This is a genomic window from Rhizobium sp. 'Codium 1' (genome assembly GCF_020889605.1).
Classification (GTDB): Bacteria; Pseudomonadota; Alphaproteobacteria; order Rhizobiales; family Rhizobiaceae; genus Allorhizobium; species Allorhizobium algae.
The window spans coordinates 53,402-70,974 of the sequence record NZ_JAJGPW010000001.1; the positions used below are offsets into that span (position 1 = coordinate 53,402).

Consider the following 17,573-nt stretch of genomic DNA (forward strand, 5'->3'; position numbering starts at 1 on the left):
CCCGGCTTTCCTTTACTCAAGACCGCCCATGCGGCTGCGGATGACCGAGCGCAGGTCGTCGATCGGCTTCAGGGCGCCCTTTTCCTCGACATGCCAGAAGGTCCAGCCGTTGCAGGCATCGAGCCCTTGCACCTTGGCGCCGACGCGGTGGATGGAGCCGGCGTCGCCGTTTGCCGTCAGCGTGCCGTCGGCGCGGATGATGGCGGAGTGGCGGCGCTTGATGTCGGTCAAAACCTGGCCGGGCTTCACGAGGCCTGCTTCCAGCAGCACGTTGAAGGCGACGCGCGGTTCGGCCTTCTTGCCGGTCATGACCGTCAGTTCGACCTTGCCCAAAGGCTCGACGGCAGCGATGCGGGCCGAAGCTGCATCGATGTAATCCTGCTCGCGCTCGATGCCGACGAAATGACGACCCAGACGCTTGGCAACGGCCCCCGTCGTGCCAGAGCCGAAGAAGGGATCAAGCACGATGTCGCCGGGTTTCGACGAGGCCATCAGGATGCGGGCGAGAAGCGCCTCCGGCTTCTGGGTCGGATGAACCTTCTTGCCGTCGTCACCCTTCAGCCGCTCGCCACCCGAGCAGATCGGGAAGAGCCAGTCGGAGCGCATCTGGACGTCGTCGTTCGACGCCTTCATCGCATCGTAGTTGAAGGTGTAACCCTTGGCCTTCGGATCGGGCGAGGCCCAGATCATGGTTTCATGGGCGTTCTGGAAACGACGACCCTTGAAATTCGGCATGGGGTTGGTCTTGCGCCAGACGATGTCGTTGAGGATCCAGAAATTGAGATCCTGGAGCGTGGCGCCGACGCGGAAGATGTTGTGGTAGCTGCCGATGACCCAGATCGTGCCCGTCGGCTTCAACACGCGACGGCAGGCGAGCAACCAGGCGCGGGTGAAAGCGTCATAGGCTTCGAACGAGGCAAACTGGTCCCATTCGTCGTCGCAGGCATCGACGACCGACTGGTCAGGACGATGCAGGGCACCGCCGAGCTGCAGGTTATACGGCGGATCGGCAAAGATGACGTCGACGGATTTGTCGGGAAGGGCTTCGAGGGCAGAAACGCAATCGCCCTTGATGATGCTGTTGACCCAGGCCAGTGGGTCGGACGAACGGCGGAGTTCGGCAATCGGAAATACAGAAGCCATCGGTTACTCACTCTTACGCTGACGCAGCACGGGATGTGAGGCTTATGGTTACCGAACTTGGTTACCGAAGGGTGAAGAGGGCGTGAGAATTTGTGCGGGGGGTGAAAGCGGAGGCGTCGTGTCGGGGCGGCACATCGTTCCGCTTTCGTCACCGCCCCGCATCCCAGGCCTTCACCACTGCCTTTTTCGCCTGTGCCCGCCAGACACGGGTAAGGTTTTCGCGGGCCCATTCGATATCGACCCGATCCGGGCGGGCCAGCACCATCGGATAGGGTCGGTGGTGATCCGTGGTGAAGAACGTGTCCGGGTCCATCTCGATCAGGTGGTCGCGCTCCTCGAAGGGGACCTTGAAGACCGGACAGTCATGCGTCGGGTTCCAGAACAGCATGGCCTTGCCGTTGACCTTGAAGGACACGGCGTTCCAGGAGGTTGTCTCTTCCGTTGTCGGCAGAGCGAGGATGATCTGACGGAGTGTATTGAGAGTGATCATGGCGGGGCCTCCGGCGCGTAGTCTGCCAGAGGTGGCGGGACCTGTCATCCGCTGCGGAGACGCCCGGTGTCCGGCGCTCCGCCGGGCCTTTTTCCTGCGAGCGGGGCGATGGGAATGCGGCCGGCCTCAAGGCGCGACGCGGATACCCAGATAGCCGCCATCGGCCACGGAATCGCAAAGGCCGGACCATTCGCAGCCGGAACAGGCTGTGCGGATCTCGCCGGTGGCGAAGGTTTTTCTCAAGTGCGCGAGCAGTGCTGCGGTCGGAGTGATCCGGGCACCCAGGGCAAGCGACCTGCCGATGAGGCGTGCGACCGCCTCCGTCGCGGCCAGATCGCGCTCGATGACGCCTTCCCCATGGCAATGCGCTTCGGAATCGGCCGCAAGCGGGCCGCAAATGTCGTCCGGCCCCGCCACCAGCTCGATCTCCTCGCCGGCGGACAAGCGGGCGGCGATCGCCTCGTAGTTCTTGACGAAAGCCAGAGAATAGCCCTTGCCGACATAGGTCAGCATGCAGAGCAGGTGGTGGGCGCGGAGCCGGACGGTCATGTTAGCGTCAGTCGGATTTCAGGATCTCAGATGTCGATGGGCTTGGCGCTGTGGCGGGCGAGCGCCATCAGCAGAGCGGCGGCGAGCGCGGATTTGAGCACGGCACCAAGGATGAAGGGGGTAACACCGAGCGCCATTCCCTTTTCGGCACCGATGAGCCAGGCCAGCCAGGCGCCGCCGATGGCGAGGCAAAGCAGGTTTGCGGAGAGATGCGCGACAAAGCTTTTCACCACGCGCTCGCCCGTCCAGCCCTTTTCAGCGAGCAAGCCGGCAAGAGCCGCAACGATCGGGAAAGCGGCGAGATAGCCGGCCGTCGGACCGACGAAGGGGGCAAGACCGCCGCCGCCACCCGCCAGCACCGGCAGACCCATCATGGCTTCGCCCAGCCAGGCGAGCACGGTCAGGGCACCCAGCCGCCAGCCGTAGAGCACTCCGATCATGGTGATGGCGAAAGTCTGGAGGGTGATCGGCACCGGCACCATGGGCACCGATATCTGCGAGGCGAGAGCGAGCACGCCCGTCCCAAAGAGGAGGAGGACGGCCTGCACGGGAAGCGAACGGCCGGATATGCCGAGCGGATCAAAACCATGGGCGGCGGGTGCGAGAATGGTCGTCATAGGCAATCTCCATTTTATAGATAATTTCAAGCCACGAGAATCATTTTATCTATGGAATCTTAAATTGCCAAGAAGACGTCAGTGGAATCTCGGGACAGGCCAGCCGAATTGAAGCCGCGCGCGCAAAGCAGCAGGCGGATTCGCACGCTATTTCCATTTTTATCTATAATTTATGGACGGCACGCCTTGGGCGCCCTTCACCTGCAAGGGGAAGCGGACATTACCCGACGATTGCGAAGCCTTCGGTCTCGGCACGACCTGGCACAGGCAAGGGCGCGCGGCCGATCCACTGCACATGGCGCTCGAGGATGCGAGCGGCTTCGGTCGCATCGCCGGCTTTCAGCGCTTCGAGGATCGCGCGGTGGTCGTGGTCCGTGCGGGCTTCCCAGGTGGCGCGCCAGGCGACGAAAAGGAAGCGGGCGGAGACAGCATGCAGGTCGTCGATGACTGACAGTAGTCGCGGCATGCCGCAGGTCGAGATGATCAGGCGGTGGAAACGGCGGTTCGCCTCTTCCCAGGTGCGCACATCCTTGGCGTTGTCGGCATCCGTGGCAGCCTCTTCGGCAGCGGTGAGCACGTCCGGCGTGAGGTTCGGGGCTGCGTGGCGCAGCGCCAGGACTTCGAGTGCGGCGCGCATCTCCGCCACTTCCCGTACCTGCTTCAGGTCGAAGCTTGCGACACGCACGCCGCGACGGGGGATGCTGACAACGAGGCCCTGCGCCTCCAGCCGGCGGAAGGCCTCGCGCACCGGCACGTGGCTTGCGCCGAATTCCTCGGCGATATGGTCCTGGGCAAGGCGCGAACCGGGCACGAGTTCGCCATGGATGATGCGCTCCGCCAGCGCACGGCTGATGCGGCTTGCAATCGTGTCCTCGGGAGAATCTTCCGGCTTCTTCGGCATGGGATCCTGCATAGTCAGCAGGCGGAGGCTTGTCGAGGGAGGACAGCTTTGCGGCCGGTCGGTCGATGGCTTGCAGCCGGCGAAATGAGGCGCGCCCTGCCCAGCCTTACCCATGCCTGTCCCGGCTATCCTTCGGTGCCTCGGCGCGATCGTCGAGGCCGTAATCGCGCAGAACTTCGGCAACGCGCAGGCGATAATCGGCAAACACCCCGCCACGGCCAGCGGCCTGGGCGGCGCGGTGTTCTTCGGTTTCGCGCCAGCGGCGCACCGCCTCTTCGTCGCGCCAGAAGGAAAGCGACAGGAGCTTGCCGCGCGTCGTCAGGCTCTCGAAGCGCTCGACGGAGAGGAAACCGTCGGTCGCCTGCAAATGCTCGCGCAGTTCCCCGGCGAGATCGAGATAGCGGTGGCGCTCGCCGATGAAAGGCACCACCTCGAAGATCACCGCGATCATGGCTGCACCTTCGACGATGCCGGATGCGAGACGTTCTTGAGGAAGAGCCGATCCTCCGCCAGGATGAATCGGGCGTTTTTCGCAAATTCGTAATTGGCCCTTCCGAGCGGATCGGCGGCAAGTCGCGCGCGATACGCCTCATACGCCGCGAGATTTTCCATGTTGTAGATGCCGTAGGCCGTCGTCGCCGAGCCCTCATGCGGGGCAAAATAGCCGACGAGATCGGCGCCGCAGCGCGGGATCGCCTCGCCCCAGTTGCGGGCATAGGTGGCGAAGTCGTCGCGGCCGAAGGGGTCGATGCGGTAGCGGATGATGCAGGTGATCATGGATGGATCCTCGTTTCTTGCGAGGAGAGTCTTGCCATACCGCCGGCGGGTAATGCTTCGATCGGGGTCGAAGTCTCCCACGCGTTTTCTCACCCTCTACAGTTCGACCGGGACCGAAGCATTGTCTACACTGGACATGCACAATGTTGGCGAACAAGGAGAAAAGATCATGGCGGAAGGACCGGACATTTCACGCATTGCCGCGCTGATCGGCGATCCCGCGCGCTCGAACATGCTGCTGGCACTGATCGGCGGCAAGGCGCTGACGGCGACGGAACTCGCCGGGGCGGCAGGCGTGACGCTTCAAACCGCGAGCTCGCATCTCTCCAAGCTCGAAGAGGGTGGGCTTTTGTCCCAACGCAAGCAGGGGCGGCATCGCTATTTCGCGCTGGCCGACAGCCATGTCGGGGCAATGATCGAGAGCCTGATGAGCTTTTCGGCAACGCGCGGCCATCTGCGGCATCGCACAGGGCCGAAGGAACCAGAACTGCGCAAGGCGCGGATCTGCTACGATCATCTGGCCGGCGATTTTGGCGTGCGCATGCTGGACAGTCTGGTGGCGCGTGGAGCGATCCGGGCGGAGGACGAGGCGCTGACGCTGACGGCCGAAGGCGACAGGCTGCTGCGAGACAGAGGGCTCGATATCGGCAGTCTTCGAGCGAAACGAAGGCCCTTGTGCCGGGCCTGCCTCGACTGGAGCGAAAGACGCACCCATCTCGCAGGCGCTCTGGGAGCGGCATTGCTCTCGCATTTCCTCGACGCCGGCCTTGCACGGCGGGTGGAGGAAAGCCGGATCATTCGTTTTTCACGCGACGGCGAGCGGCAGTTTCTGATGCTCTTTCCCCTGCCCGACTGACCGATGCAAGCGGACCGGCAGGCCTTGCAAAGAAACCGACCATACGGTATCTTTTAGTGGACACCCACACCTGGAGCCGCGTCATGACCCCCACGCTTACCGCCTATGGCGCGCTGGCCGCAGCCATCGTGCTCGAAGTCATCGGCACGACGCTTTTGCAGAAGTCCGCGCAATTCACCAAGCTCCTGCCAACGGCCGGCATGGTGATGTTCTATGTCGCCTCCTTCTATCTCCTGTCCCAGGCGCTGAAAGGCATGCCGCTCGGCATCGCCTATGCCATGTGGGGCGGGCTCGGCATTGTTTTGACCGCACTGATCAGCGTCTTTTATCTCAAGCAGAGCCTGGATCTGGCGGCCCTTGCCGGTATTGCGCTGATCGTGACGGGCGTGGTCGTGATGAACACGCTGTCGAGCACGGTGTCGCATTGATGGCGGGCGCTCCCTCCCCGACCGACGTCGCGTCCTCCGCCTATCATCGCAAGAAGCAGCCGGAGCAGGTGCGCAGGGCGCTTCTCGATTGTGCGGCCCAGATCGCCGCGGAAGACGGGGCAGCTTCGATTACCATCCAGGCGGTGGCGACAAGGGCCGGCGTCACCAAGGGCGGGCTCCTGCACCATTTCGACAGCAAGCAGGCGTTGCTCGCTGCCGTCTTTTCGGATCTGCTCGACAAGATGGACCAGGAGATCGACCGGACGCTGGCGGATGATCCGGTGGCGCGCGGGCGCTTCACGCGAGCCTATGTGCGGGCCTGTTTTTCCGACCGATTGCTGGGCGACCGCAGCCTGTGGGGCGCCTTGTCTGTTGCGATCGTCTCGGAGCCGGCGCTGCGCTCGCTCTGGTCTGCCTGGCTGGATGACCGCATGGCGCGACATGCCGAAACGGACGACGATCCCCATCTGATCGCCGTCAGGCTCGCCGCCGATGGTGTCTGGCTCGCCGACATGATGGAGAAGACGGGCGGTCTGCAGCGCTATCCTCAGGATTTCGAAGCGGTTCTGCTGGCAATGGCGAAAGCTTGAGCGCCCGGTTAGGCTCGCCGATCCGCCGACAGGCCCCCGCGATGCGTGAGATGCGATTGTCCTTGCCCTCGTGATCGTGTAGGGAGCGGTCCTCCCCTGGACCACATGACGGATGTTTTCATGAGCGGCTTCGACCTCACCCTTTTCGATTGCGACGGCGTGCTCGTCGATTCCGAGATCATCGCGGCCAAGGTCGAATCGAAACTTCTGACAGAGGCGGGATATCCGATCTCGGTCGAGGAAATGGGCGAACGCTTCGCCGGCATGACCTGGAAGAACATCCTGCTGTCGATCGAAAAGGAAGTCGACATTCCCCTGTCGGCGAGCCTGATCGACAAGTCGGAACAGTTGCTCGACCAGCGGCTCGCCCGCGAGGTGAAGGCGATCGAGGGCGTACAGTATGCACTGGCCCGCATAACCGGTCCCCGCTGCATCTGCTCGAATTCGTCCTCGCAACGCCTCGACATGATGCTGACCAAGGTCGGGCTCAAGGAATTCTTCGCGCCGCATATCTATTCGGCCAAGGATCTAGGCGCCGATCGCGTCAAGCCGAAGCCGGATATCTTCCTGCATGGCGCAGCCCAGTTCGGCGTGAGCCCGGGCAAGTGCCTCGTGGTCGAGGATTCCGTTCACGGCGTGCATGCCGCCCGTGAGGCGGGCATGCGTGTCGTCGGTTTTACCGGCGCATCGCACACCTATCCCTCGCATGCCGACAAGCTGACCGATGCGGGTGCGGAAACCGTGATTGCCCGCATGCAGGATCTGCCGGGCGTGATTGCCGCGATGGCGGAATGGGACGGCGTGTTCTGAGCCGAGCCGGGTTTTCGATCAGGTCCTGACCGTCAGTGCCCCGGGCAGGATTTCGGCGACGAAGCCACCCCGGATCGGGGCCTCTCCGTCGACATCAACCGGGAACCTTGACGGATCCCGCGGCCTCACCTCGACCCGCCTTGCCTTGTGGAAGCTGAGGAGCGGATGGCCGACATGGCCAGCCTTGTGCAGGCGGGCGAGCAATTTCAGAAGGCCGATCACCTTCTCCTCGCGCATCACCGCCACCTCGAACATGCCATCGGCGACATCGGCCCCGGGCGTGATGTGCATGCCACCGCCGAACCAGCCGCCATTGGCGATCGCAACCAGCGCCAGCCGTCCCTGATGCACCAGCATGCCGTCGACCAGAACCTCGAAATCATAGGGGCTGTAACGCAGGATCGCCAGGGCCGAATGGACGAGGAAGCGCAGCGGGCCGTTCAGGATGCGTGCCCGGCCGGGCGCATTGACGGCATCGATGACCTCGCCGGAAATGCCGACGCTGGTGATATTGACGAAATGGCGGCGCTGCTCCGTGCCGGCTGCATCGCGAGAGATGAGCAATCCGGCATCGATCCGGCGCAGAGGTGCGCTTGCGATATGCTCGGCGAGTGCCATGGGATCCGTCGGCAGGTTGAAGTTGCGAATGAAATCGCAGCCCGTGCCGATCGGCAGGAAGGCAAGCGGCATGTCCGGGCGGCTCGATCCCAGCACGCCATCGACGACGTCGCTGATCGTGCCATCGCCGCCGGCGACCAGAACGAGATCATAGGGGCCGAGGGCCAATTCGCGGGAAAGCTTGCGGGCATCGCCGCCGGAGCGGCTCTCATGGATCTCGAGGTCCGGGAACCGGGCGCGAAAGGCGGCAAGCAACGGCGTCCATTGCTTGCGGCCAGACCGGCCTCCCGCAACGGGGTTTCTCACGACTGCAATTCTCAATCAGACCTCCCCTTGGGAGCCATTCCTTGCGGATGCCTCCCACTCCCCTGCCCGAACAGGCTGCAGAACCTGCGCACGCAAGCCACGTCCCGTTACCAGCCGATAGCTAGCACTCCTGGATTGATGAGAGCAAGGCAAGGCGGCGGGCGGCCCGATGCGTCGCACAGCCCGAGAGACGGCTGATCAGGGCTGCCGTCGACGATGTGTCGATGCGGTATGGCGTTCCGTCAGGCGGGGCTGACCGAAGAGCTTTTCGCGAAGCGGTCCCTCGCGATATTCCGTCTTGTAGAGGCCACGCTCCTGCAGGCGTGGCACGACAAGCTCGATCATGTCGTCGAAACATTCCGGCACGACCGTGCGAGAGAGGTTGAAGCCATCGACCCCGGTTTGTTCGACCCAGTCCACCAGCCACTCGACCACCTGATCGGCGGAGGCGACCAAGGGCTGCTGGCGGCTGCCGAGCACCATCTGTTCGATCAGCTTGCGTTTGGTCCACGCAGGACCTGCGGCCCGGTCCATGGCCTTGATGTTGGAGGTGATCGCCTGGCTCTTGCCCGTTTCCACCGGTTCGTCCATGTCGAACTTGTCGAAGTCGATGCCCATGGAAGCGGCCGCATGGGTCAGCGCTGCCTCGGAGCTGACGTACCGCCTGTAATCCTCGAACTTGTCGCGTGCTTCCTTCTCGGTGCGGCCCGTGACGATGGTGGCGCCGAGGAAGACCTTGATGTCGTCGCCATGCCGGCCGAGGGTTTCCGCCCGGGCACGAATATCCGTGACGATCTCGCGCACGCCATCCTTTTTCTGGCCATTGACGAAGACGCATTCGGCATGGGTGGCGGCAAACTGGCGGCCGCGCGGCGAGGAGCCGGCCTGGTACAGTACCGGCGTGCGCTGTGGCGAGGGTTCGCAGAGGTGGTAGGCGTCGACCTTGTATTGTCGTCCATGATGGTGGACGGGATGGACCTTGCTCGCATCGGCATAGACCTGTGCCTGCCTATCGGCGACGACGGCCTGATCCTCCCAGCTCGCCTCCCAGAGCTTGTAGACGACCTCCATGTATTCGTCGGCGAGATCGTAGCGGTCGTCATGGGCCATCTGGCCGTCCAGCCCGATGGCACGCGCCGCGCTGTCGAGATAGCCGGTGACGATGTTCCAGCCCATGCGGCCGCCGGTCAGGTGGTCGAGCGTCGCCATGCGGCGGGCAAACAGGAACGGCTGTTCATAGGTAAGATTGGCGGTGACGCCAAAGCCGAGATGGCGGGTGACCGAGGCCATGGCGGGGACCAGCATCATCGGGTCGTTGACCGGCACCTGCACGGCACCGCGCAGGGCCGGCGCGGGGCTGCCGCTCAACACGTCATAAATGCCGACGACATCGGCGAGGAAGATACCGTCGAAAAGGCCGGCTTCCAGGCGCCTGGCATAGTCGGTCCAGTAGGCGAGGCTGTTATAGTCCATCGACCGGTCGCGCGGATGGGTCCAGAGGCCCTGCTGGATATGGCCGATGCAGTTCATGTCAAATGCGTTGAAACGAATCTCGCGTGTCACTACGGTTCCCCCAGCCACGGCAAGACAAGCTCACGGCTTGCCATTGCCTCGTCCTCTATCGTATTCTTTCGTCCACTATAGAAGACGCAGGCGCGCGTTTTGGCAAGGGCACAAATGACCGGGACCACAAGACTGGCTGAAACCTATGACGAGGGACGACAGGCGCGGGCGATTGCGGAGCGCGTCCGGGCGGAGCGTGACACCAGGTCCTGGTCGCTGGCCGAGCTTTCGGCACGGTCGGGTGTTTCCAAGGCGATGATCAGCAAGGTGGAGCGCTGCGAGGCAAGCCCGACGGCCTCCGTGCTCGGCCGGTTGTCCGGAGCCTTCGGACTGCCGCTTTCGGTGCTGCTTGCCATGGCGGAACGCGAGGGCGACCGTCTGACCAGGCGGAGCGAACAGCCGCTCTGGGTCGATCCAGAGACAGGCTATACGCGCCGCACGCTTTCGCCGCCAAATGGCGGGCGGCTCGAACTGATCGAGGTGGTCTTGCCGGCGGGCGTGCGTGTCCCCTACCCGGCGTCCGCCTTCGGCTTCCAGCACCAGCAGATCCATATACTGGAAGGGGAACTCGACTTCATCGAGGGACCGCGAAGCCACCGGCTTTCGGCTGGCGACTGCCTGCAGCTCAGCGCGCCCGAAGACTGCGTCTTCGTCAACCGCAGCGACAAGGCGACGCGTTATCTGGTGGCACTGACGGGGCGAGGCTAAAGTCGAAGGATCCTGGCTCCGGACTTACTTCTTCTTCGGCTGTTCGAAGCCGACATAGACGCGCGTCATGCCGGAAACATTGCCGGGTATGGTGACGGCGCGGCTGTAGACGAACTGGGCCGGCGTGTTCACGTCTGCGATCGTCACGGGATATTGTTCAAGTTCGTTGGACACTTCCTGGCCGCCATCGATCACGGTGATGCGGACGGGCAGATTGATCGTGCCGGCCTTGCCCTGGGGACCGGAGACGAGGCGACCCTGGATCAGTGCGTTGACGGTGAGAGTGGTCTCGGTGCGGGAGCACGAGCGCGTCGTGTCGGCGAGCGACGCCTGGAAGACGACCTGTTCGGCATCGCCGTCCTTGCCACGGGCATAAGAACGGTAGGAGGCGGTGCCTTCACGCAGCGAAATCTGCGGGCAGAAGCCCTGCACGAAAGCCTGCTGGTCGGTGGCGACTGCGGGCGTGGCTGCGGATGTTGCCCCTGCCGGATCGGAAGAAGAAAGGCCGAGGCTGCTGCCGAGACCGCCGGCATTGCAGCCGGAGAGAACCATCATCAGCGAAACGGCGACAACGCCGCGCGACACGTTTACAGACACGAGACTTCACCTTCCGCATGCTCGGCAGATCAGCCGAAAAACAGTCAAACTTGAGGCTTTTCAGCGCCCTCGCGGATGGTCTATAGCAGCGACCAAGAGAAAAATCGATTGGGTAGCCGGCAATTTGAGTCAAAATTCGATTGCTTCGCAACAGCCAGACCACGGGCTGCCATCCGCAGGGCCAGGAAGGATTGCCGGGCTTGCGAAATCCTGCCCTCCGCACTGGCGCAAATGGGCAAACCTCTTTATCGGAAACGCCATAGATTTGGCGGCGCTTCGGCTCCGACCATCTGAACTATAGGGATAAGCGACGTGGAATATATCTCGACCCGCGGCGAGGCCCCGAGCCTCGGCTTTTGTGACGCGCTTCTGGCAGGCCTTGCCCGCGACGGCGGACTTTACGTCCCGCGCGAATGGCCGCAAATGTCGAAGAAGGCGATCCGGGGCCTGCGTGGCAAGTCTTACGAAGATGTCGCCTTCGAAGTGCTGCTGCCCTTCACCAATGGCGAAATCGAGCCACAGACCTTCCGGACGATGATCGACGAAGCCTATGCGACCTTCAAGCATCCGGCAGTCGCACCGCTCGTCCAGACCGGGCCGAACTCCTTCGTGCTCGAACTCTTCCACGGCACAACCCTCGCCTTCAAGGACGTGGCAATGCAGCTGATTGCCCGGCTGATGGACCATGTGCTCGAGAAGCGTGGCGAACGGGCGACCATTGTCGGCGCCACCTCGGGCGACACAGGCGGCGCGGCGATCGACGCCTTTGCCGGCCGCGCGCGGACCGACATCTTCATTCTCTTCCCGCATGGCAAGGTGTCGCCGGTGCAGCAGCGCCAGATGACCTCGTCGACGGACAAAAACGTGCATGCCATCGCCGTCGAGGGCAATTTTGACGACTGCCAGAACCTCGTGAAGGCGATGTTCAACGATGGAGCCTTTCGCGACCGCGTGGGGCTCTCTGGCGTCAACTCGATCAATTGGGCGCGCATCATGGCGCAGGTGGTCTACTACTTCACCTCGGCCGTGGCTCTCGGCGCTCCCGATCGCAAAGTCTCCTTCACCGTGCCGACAGGCAATTTCGGCGACATATTCGCCGGTTATGTCGCGAAGAAGATGGGCCTGCCGATCGACAGGCTGGTCATCGCCACAAACGACAACGACATTCTGGCGCGCACGATGAAGACCGGCCGCTACGAGATGAAGGGTGTCTCGGCCACGACGTCCCCCTCGATGGACATTCAGATTTCCTCCAACTTCGAACGCCTGCTGTTCGAAGCCTATGGCCGGGACGCCTCTGCCATCCGGTCGTCGATGGACGGCCTCAAGCAGTCCGGCGCCTTCGAGATCCAGCCGGAGGCGTTGAAATTGATTCGCAAGGATTTCCGCGCCGGGCGTGCGACGCAGAAGGAGGTGGCGAAGACCATCCGCGCCGTGCTCGACGAAACCGGCTATCTGCTCGACCCGCATACCGCCGTCGGCGTGCATGTGGCGAAGAAATTCGAGAAGCCGCAGAGCCCCATGGTGGTGCTTGCCACCGCCCATCCTGCCAAGTTCCCGGCGGCAGTAAAATCGGCCTGCGGTATTGACCCCGCGCTTCCGGCGTGGCTTGCTGATCTGATGGACAGGGAGGAGCGCTTCGAAGTCCTGCCCGCGGAACTCAAAGCCATCGAAAGCTTTGTCAGTGACCATGCGAGAGCTGTCAGGTAGGAAGCGCGGAAAGACGAACCATGAATGTTGAGTGCACCCGGCTTCCATCGGGTTTGACTGTCGTAACCGAGAACATGCCGCATCTGGAAAGCGTGGCGCTCGGAACCTGGATCAAGTCCGGATCGCGCAACGAGACGGAAGCCGAGCATGGCATTGCGCATCTGCTCGAGCACATGGCGTTCAAGGGCACGAACCAGCGTAGTGCCCGCCAGATCGCGGAAGAAATCGAGAATGTCGGCGGCGAAGTCAACGCCGCGACTTCGACCGAGACCACCTCCTATTACGCCCGCGTCCTGAAGGACAATGTCCCGCTTGCGGTCGACATCCTCGCCGACATCCTGACCGACAGCGTCTTCGACGAAGAGGAACTGGAGCGGGAAAAACACGTCATCCTGCAGGAAATCGGGGCTGCCGACGACACGCCGGACGACGTCGTCTTCGACCGCTTTTCCGAGCAAGCCTATCGCGGCCAGACCATCGGGCGCAGCATTCTCGGCACGCCGGAGACGGTGAAGTCCTTCTCGAGCGACCAGATTCGCGCCTATCTATCGCGCAATTACACGACGGACCGCATGTTCGTCGTGGCCGCCGGCAAGGTCGATCACGACGCCTTCGTCAAGCAGGTGGAGCAACGCTTCGCCTCCTTGCCGACGAAGCCGTCCTCGACTCCGGTGATGGATGCCGCCCATTATACCGGTGGCGAGACGCGCGAGGAGCGCGATCTCATGGACACGCAGGTCCTGCTCGGCTTCGAGGGCAAGGCCTATCACATGCGGGACTTCTACTGTTCGCAGATCCTCGCCAACATCCTGGGCGGCGGCATGTCGTCGCGGCTCTTCCAGGAAGTGCGCGAGATCCGAGGTCTCTGCTACTCGGTCTATGCCTTCCACTGGGGCTTTTCCGACACTGGTATCTTCGGCATTCATGCCGCGACCGGCGGCGAAGACCTGCCGAAACTGGTGCCCGTCATCATCGACGAATTGCGCAAGGTCTCCGACCATATCGACCAGCAGGAGATCGAGCGCTCGCGGGCGCAGATCCGCGCGCAGTTGCTGATGGGCCAGGAAAGCCCGGCCGCACGCGCCGGCCAGATCGCCCGTCAGATGATGCTCTACGGCCGCACCATACCGAACCAGGAAATGATGGAACGGCTTGCCGGCATTACGACCGAGCGCCTGACCGATCTCGCCGGACGCCTGTTCTTCGACACCACGCCTACGCTTTCGGCGATCGGTCCCGTGGATCACCTCGTTCCGCTCGACGATATCAGGGGCGCGCTCAACTCGCAGCCAGCGGGCATCCGTAAGGCCGTCGGCTGACTGTCGCGGACACAGAACTCGACCGGCGGAGCCCTCCGCCGGATTTCGCTCGGGGATTGACGATGACGCGCTCGGTCTTTCGGTTTCTGTCCCGGCAGTCGGACATGCCGGAGCTTTACGGCGAACGGCATCTGCTTCGCCTGCCGCGGTTTCGCGATTTCGAGCCATGGCACCAGTTGCGCCGGGAAAGCCGCGCCTTCCTGCAACCCTGGGAACCCACCTGGCGCAGCGACGAGCTGACAGAGCGAGCCTTCCGACAGCGTGTCCTGCGCAATGAACAGGAATTTCACTCCGGCATGGCAGTGCCCTTCTTCCTGTTCGACCGGGAGGAAAACACCTTGCTGGGCGGGCTTACCGTCGGCCTTATCCGCCGTGGAGCCGCTCAGAGCTGCATGATCGGGTACTGGATGGGCGAACGCCATTCGCGACAGGGCCACATGTTTGCCGCACTTCAGCTGGCTATTCCCTACATCTTCGGGCCGCTCGAGTTGCACCGTATCGAAGCAGCCTGTATTCCGGACAACGTCAACAGCCTGAGGCTGCTCGAAAAAACGGGATTTGAGCGAGAAGGTCTTTTGCGCGACTATCTGAAAATCAATGGAGAATGGCGCGACCATGTGCTGTTCTCCCGGATCGCCGCCCCCAAGGCGCGGAACGGCAAGACGTCCTCATGAGCATATTTGAACCCCTTTCGCGCGCCGCGCCTCGCCTGGCCGCCCTGTGCCTGGCTGCGCTTGTCGCATTGTATGTCGGCTTTTCAGCCTCGGCGGCGCTGGCGGTCGAACCGGTCAAGATCGCGCGCGACGACAATGCCCTCGACCTCACGGCGACCACGGAAATCTATACGAATCAGGGCGAGGCCTTCCAGGTCTCGACCGCCGCCGGTGCGGATGGCATCCGCCGGCGTATCGAGGTCCGCTCGTCTACCGAGGGACATCAGGGCGACTGGGCGGTCTTCGCTCTGGCAAACGTCTCGGAAGAACAGCTGGAGCGCGTGATCGTCGCACCGCATTTCCGCCTCTCCGGTTCGAGAATGTTCTGGCCGGACCTCGGCTCGCAGCGGATCATGGCCATCACACCCTCGGAAGGCTTTGCGCTCGACCGTGTGCCGAGCGCGGATGCCGATGTCTTCCGCATCACGCTCAATCCGGGCACCGTGATCACCTTCGTTGGCGAACTCGCGACGCCGGAACTGCCGCAGATCTATCTGTGGGAACCCGACGCCTACAAGGACACGGTGAACGCATTCACCCTTTATCGCGGTATCGTGCTCGGCATTGCCGGGCTGCTCGCGGTCTTCCTGACCATTCTCTTCGTCGTCAAGGGCACGTCGATGCTGCCGGCCGCCGCGGCGCTTGCCTGGGCAGTGCTCGCCTATATCTGCGTCGACTTCGGCTTTCTCGAAAAGCTGATCACCCTTACCTCTTCCGACATTCGAATATGGCGGGCCGGCGCCGAGGTGGCACTCGCCTCCTCGCTCGTCATCTTCCTCTTCACCTATCTCAACCTCAATCGCTGGCACGTGCATCTCGGTTATGCGACGCTCGCCTGGATGCTGGGCCTCACCGTGCTCTTCGGGGTTGCGATCTTCGACCCCTCGATCGCCGCCGGCATTGCCCGCGTTTCCTTTGCGCTCACCGGCGTCGTCGGCATCGGCCTGATCGTCTATCTCGGCTTCAACCGCTACGACCGCGCTGTGCTCCTGGTGCCGACCTGGGTGCTGATTCTGGTCTGGCTGTTCGCCGGCTGGATGACTGTCACCGGCCAGCTCGACAACGACATCATCCAGCCGGCACTGGGCGGCGGTCTGGTACTGATCGTGCTTCTGATCGGTTTCACGGTCATGCAGCATGCTTTCGCCGGCGGTGCCTATCAGCAGGGCCTGTTCTCCGATCTGGAACGCCAGTCGCTGGCGCTGACCGGTTCCGGCGACACCGTCTGGGACTGGGACGTGGCGCGCGACCGCGTCGTGACGAGCCCGGATGTCTCGCTCCGGCTCGGTCTGGCGCCGGGCACCATGCACGGCCCCGCCCGCAACTGGCTGCCGCGCCTGCATCCCGACGATCGCGACCGTTTCCGCGCCACGCTCGACGTGCTGCTGGAACATCGCAAGGGACGCCTCAGCCACGAATTCCGCATCCGCGCCGAAGACGGTCACTTCCACTGGCTGAAGATCCGCGCCCGGCCAGTGCTGGGTTCGAACGGGGAGGTCATCCGCTGCGTCGGCACGATCATCGACGTGACCGAGCAGAAGAACTCCATCGACCGGCTGCTCGTCGATGCCATGCATGACAACCTGACGGGACTACCGAACCGCGAGGTCTTCCTCGACCGCCTGCAGGCGATCCTGTCGCTCGCGCCGACGTCGGAAAGCGTTCGGCCGACCGTGCTTGCCATCGACATCGACCGCTACAAGCAGGTCAACGATGCGCTCGGCATCGCTGCCGGCGACAACATCCTGATTGCCATTACCCGCCGCCTGCGCCGTCTCTTGAAGCCGCAGGATACGCTGGCGCGGCTTTCGGGGGACGAGTTCGGCCTGATCCTGGTGTCGGAGCGCGACCCCGGCAAGATTGCCGACTTCGCGGATGCCGTGTCCAAGGCCATCATGGTGCCGCTCAATTTCGCCAACCGCGAAATCAACCTGACGGCCTCGATCGGTCTCGTCTCGTGGGTGGACCAGCAGGAAAGCTCGGCAAGCCTGCTCGCCGATGCCGAGCTTGCCATGTTCCGTGCGAAACGCGCCGGCGGCAACCGCGTCGAACCCTTCCGCCCGGCCTTTCGCACCGTCAGCACCGACCGGCTGCAGCTCGAAACGGATCTGCGGCGCGCCATCGAGCGCAAGGAGCTGTCGATGGCCTACCAGCCGATCGTAAAGCTCACAAATGGCGAAATCGCCGGCTTCGAGGCGCTGATGCGCTGGGATCACCCGAAGCGCGGCACCATTTCGCCGACCGAATTCATCCCGATCGCGGAAATGTCCGATCTGATCGAGCCACTCGGCATGTTCGCCCTGGAGCGGGCGGCGACCGATCTTATGGACTGGGAGCGCCTGACGGGCGAACTGCCGATCTTCGTTTCGGTCAACCTCTCCTCGGCCCAGTTGATCTCCAGCGAGATCTACAACGACGTGCGCGCGCTTCTGGTGAAGACCCAGTGCGATCCGAAACGGATCAAGCTGGAGCTGACCGAGAGCGTCGTCATGGAAAATCCGGAACAGGCGCGTCTGATGCTGGAGAAGCTGAAGGACACCGGAATCAGCCTGGCACTCGACGACTTCGGCACCGGTTATTCGTCGCTTGCCTATCTCACCCGCTTCCCCTTCGACACGATCAAGCTCGACAAGGCGCTCGTCTGCGACCAGTCGGACAAGAGATCCGTTCTCCTGCGCTCGGTCGTCTCGATGGCGCGCGGGCTCGACATGCAGGTGGTGGCCGAGGGCATCCAGACCGACCAGGACGCGGCCGACCTCGCGATGATGGGCTGCGACTTTGGCCAGAGCTATCTGTTCGGCCCGCCGCTCGGCTCGGAATCGGTGCTGAGACTGCTCAAGGAGCGCTTTCCGCTGATGAAGCGGGCGTGAGGCGGAAG

General features: G+C 63.2%; 19 protein-coding genes. 9 read left to right on the forward strand and 10 right to left on the reverse strand.

Annotated elements, in window-relative coordinates; genetic code table 11:
* Positions 1 to 12 precede the first annotated feature (12 nt).
* From LJE98_RS00225 to LJE98_RS00255, 7 genes are all read right to left on the reverse strand, one after another.
* Positions 13 to 1,143, reverse strand: coding sequence for a site-specific DNA-methyltransferase (locus LJE98_RS00225; protein WP_229572728.1), 1,131 nt, complete (start codon positions 1,141 to 1,143; stop codon positions 13 to 15).
* 148 nt (positions 1,144 to 1,291) lie between these two features.
* Positions 1,292 to 1,633: an MmcQ/YjbR family DNA-binding protein gene (locus tag LJE98_RS00230; protein WP_229572729.1), complete on the reverse strand. Its 342-nt coding sequence runs from the start codon at positions 1,631 to 1,633 to the stop codon at positions 1,292 to 1,294.
* A gap of 126 nt (positions 1,634 to 1,759) precedes the next feature.
* Complete coding sequence (locus tag LJE98_RS00235) at positions 1,760 to 2,182, reverse strand: DUF1284 domain-containing protein (protein ID WP_229572730.1); 423 nt, start codon at positions 2,180 to 2,182, stop codon at positions 1,760 to 1,762.
* Between the two features lie 26 nt (positions 2,183 to 2,208).
* The gene (locus tag LJE98_RS00240; RefSeq protein WP_229572731.1) at positions 2,209 to 2,799 is read right to left on the reverse strand and encodes a biotin transporter BioY; all 591 of its coding nucleotides are present in this window, start codon (positions 2,797 to 2,799) and stop codon (positions 2,209 to 2,211) included.
* A gap of 220 nt (positions 2,800 to 3,019) precedes the next feature.
* Entirely contained in the window at positions 3,020 to 3,700 is a 681-nt protein-coding gene (locus tag LJE98_RS00245) for a GntR family transcriptional regulator (RefSeq protein ID WP_229572732.1), read from the reverse strand.
* A 106-nt stretch (positions 3,701 to 3,806) separates the two neighbouring features.
* On the reverse strand, positions 3,807 to 4,151 hold the full coding sequence (locus tag LJE98_RS00250; protein WP_229572733.1) for an antibiotic biosynthesis monooxygenase family protein: 345 nt from the start codon (positions 4,149 to 4,151) through the stop codon (positions 3,807 to 3,809).
* Positions 4,148 to 4,477 (reverse strand): NIPSNAP family protein, encoded by a 330-nt coding sequence (locus tag LJE98_RS00255; protein WP_229572734.1) that lies wholly within the window; start codon positions 4,475 to 4,477, stop codon positions 4,148 to 4,150. Before LJE98_RS00255 ends, LJE98_RS00250 begins: the two co-directional genes overlap by 4 nt.
* A 169-nt stretch (positions 4,478 to 4,646) precedes the next feature.
* Here LJE98_RS00255 and LJE98_RS00260 point away from each other — a divergent pair, with 169 nt between their 5' ends.
* The 4 genes from LJE98_RS00260 to LJE98_RS00275 all read left to right on the forward strand — a co-directional run bounded on the left by LJE98_RS00260 (position 4,647) and on the right by LJE98_RS00275 (position 7,161).
* Entirely contained in the window at positions 4,647 to 5,333 is a 687-nt protein-coding gene (locus LJE98_RS00260; protein WP_229572735.1) for an ArsR/SmtB family transcription factor, read from the forward strand.
* A gap of 83 nt (positions 5,334 to 5,416) precedes the next feature.
* The gene (locus LJE98_RS00265) at positions 5,417 to 5,761 is read left to right on the forward strand and encodes a DMT family transporter (protein ID WP_229572736.1); all 345 of its coding nucleotides are present in this window, start codon (positions 5,417 to 5,419) and stop codon (positions 5,759 to 5,761) included.
* Positions 5,761 to 6,351, forward strand: a complete 591-nt coding sequence (locus LJE98_RS00270) for a TetR/AcrR family transcriptional regulator (protein WP_229572737.1) — start codon at positions 5,761 to 5,763, stop codon at positions 6,349 to 6,351. The genes LJE98_RS00265 and LJE98_RS00270 overlap by 1 nt, the downstream gene beginning before the upstream one ends.
* Before the next feature lie 120 nt (positions 6,352 to 6,471).
* Positions 6,472 to 7,161, forward strand: a complete 690-nt coding sequence (locus tag LJE98_RS00275) for an HAD family hydrolase (protein ID WP_229572738.1) — start codon at positions 6,472 to 6,474, stop codon at positions 7,159 to 7,161.
* An 18-nt stretch (positions 7,162 to 7,179) separates the two neighbouring features.
* On the opposite strand, the gene LJE98_RS00280 is transcribed toward LJE98_RS00275, so the two are convergent.
* Both LJE98_RS00280 and LJE98_RS00285 read right to left on the reverse strand, forming a co-directional pair.
* The gene (locus LJE98_RS00280) at positions 7,180 to 8,100 is read right to left on the reverse strand and encodes a diacylglycerol/lipid kinase family protein (RefSeq protein WP_229572739.1); all 921 of its coding nucleotides are present in this window, start codon (positions 8,098 to 8,100) and stop codon (positions 7,180 to 7,182) included.
* 183 nt (positions 8,101 to 8,283) lie between these two features.
* Positions 8,284 to 9,648 (reverse strand): LLM class flavin-dependent oxidoreductase, encoded by a 1,365-nt coding sequence (locus tag LJE98_RS00285; protein WP_229572740.1) that lies wholly within the window; start codon positions 9,646 to 9,648, stop codon positions 8,284 to 8,286.
* 114 nt (positions 9,649 to 9,762) lie between these two features.
* Between LJE98_RS00285 and LJE98_RS00290 the strand changes: the two genes are divergently transcribed.
* Complete coding sequence (locus LJE98_RS00290) at positions 9,763 to 10,356, forward strand: helix-turn-helix domain-containing protein (RefSeq protein ID WP_229572741.1); 594 nt, start codon at positions 9,763 to 9,765, stop codon at positions 10,354 to 10,356.
* 24 nt (positions 10,357 to 10,380) lie between these two features.
* On the opposite strand, the gene LJE98_RS00295 is transcribed toward LJE98_RS00290, so the two are convergent.
* Entirely contained in the window at positions 10,381 to 10,953 is a 573-nt protein-coding gene (locus LJE98_RS00295; protein ID WP_229572742.1) for a hypothetical protein, read from the reverse strand.
* Positions 10,954 to 11,256: 303 nt separating this feature from the next.
* Here LJE98_RS00295 and thrC point away from each other — a divergent pair, with 303 nt between their 5' ends.
* The 4 genes from thrC to LJE98_RS00315 all read left to right on the forward strand — a co-directional run bounded on the left by thrC (position 11,257) and on the right by LJE98_RS00315 (position 17,565).
* Complete coding sequence (gene thrC, locus LJE98_RS00300) at positions 11,257 to 12,663, forward strand: threonine synthase (RefSeq protein ID WP_229573848.1); 1,407 nt, start codon at positions 11,257 to 11,259, stop codon at positions 12,661 to 12,663.
* Between the two features lie 20 nt (positions 12,664 to 12,683).
* Positions 12,684 to 13,982 (forward strand): M16 family metallopeptidase, encoded by a 1,299-nt coding sequence (locus tag LJE98_RS00305; protein WP_229572743.1) that lies wholly within the window; start codon positions 12,684 to 12,686, stop codon positions 13,980 to 13,982.
* A 62-nt stretch (positions 13,983 to 14,044) separates the two neighbouring features.
* Positions 14,045 to 14,656: a GNAT family N-acetyltransferase gene (locus tag LJE98_RS00310; RefSeq protein WP_229572744.1), complete on the forward strand. Its 612-nt coding sequence runs from the start codon at positions 14,045 to 14,047 to the stop codon at positions 14,654 to 14,656.
* Positions 14,653 to 17,565 (forward strand): EAL domain-containing protein, encoded by a 2,913-nt coding sequence (locus LJE98_RS00315; RefSeq protein WP_229572745.1) that lies wholly within the window; start codon positions 14,653 to 14,655, stop codon positions 17,563 to 17,565. The genes LJE98_RS00310 and LJE98_RS00315 overlap by 4 nt, the downstream gene beginning before the upstream one ends.
* Positions 17,566 to 17,573 lie beyond the last annotated feature (8 nt).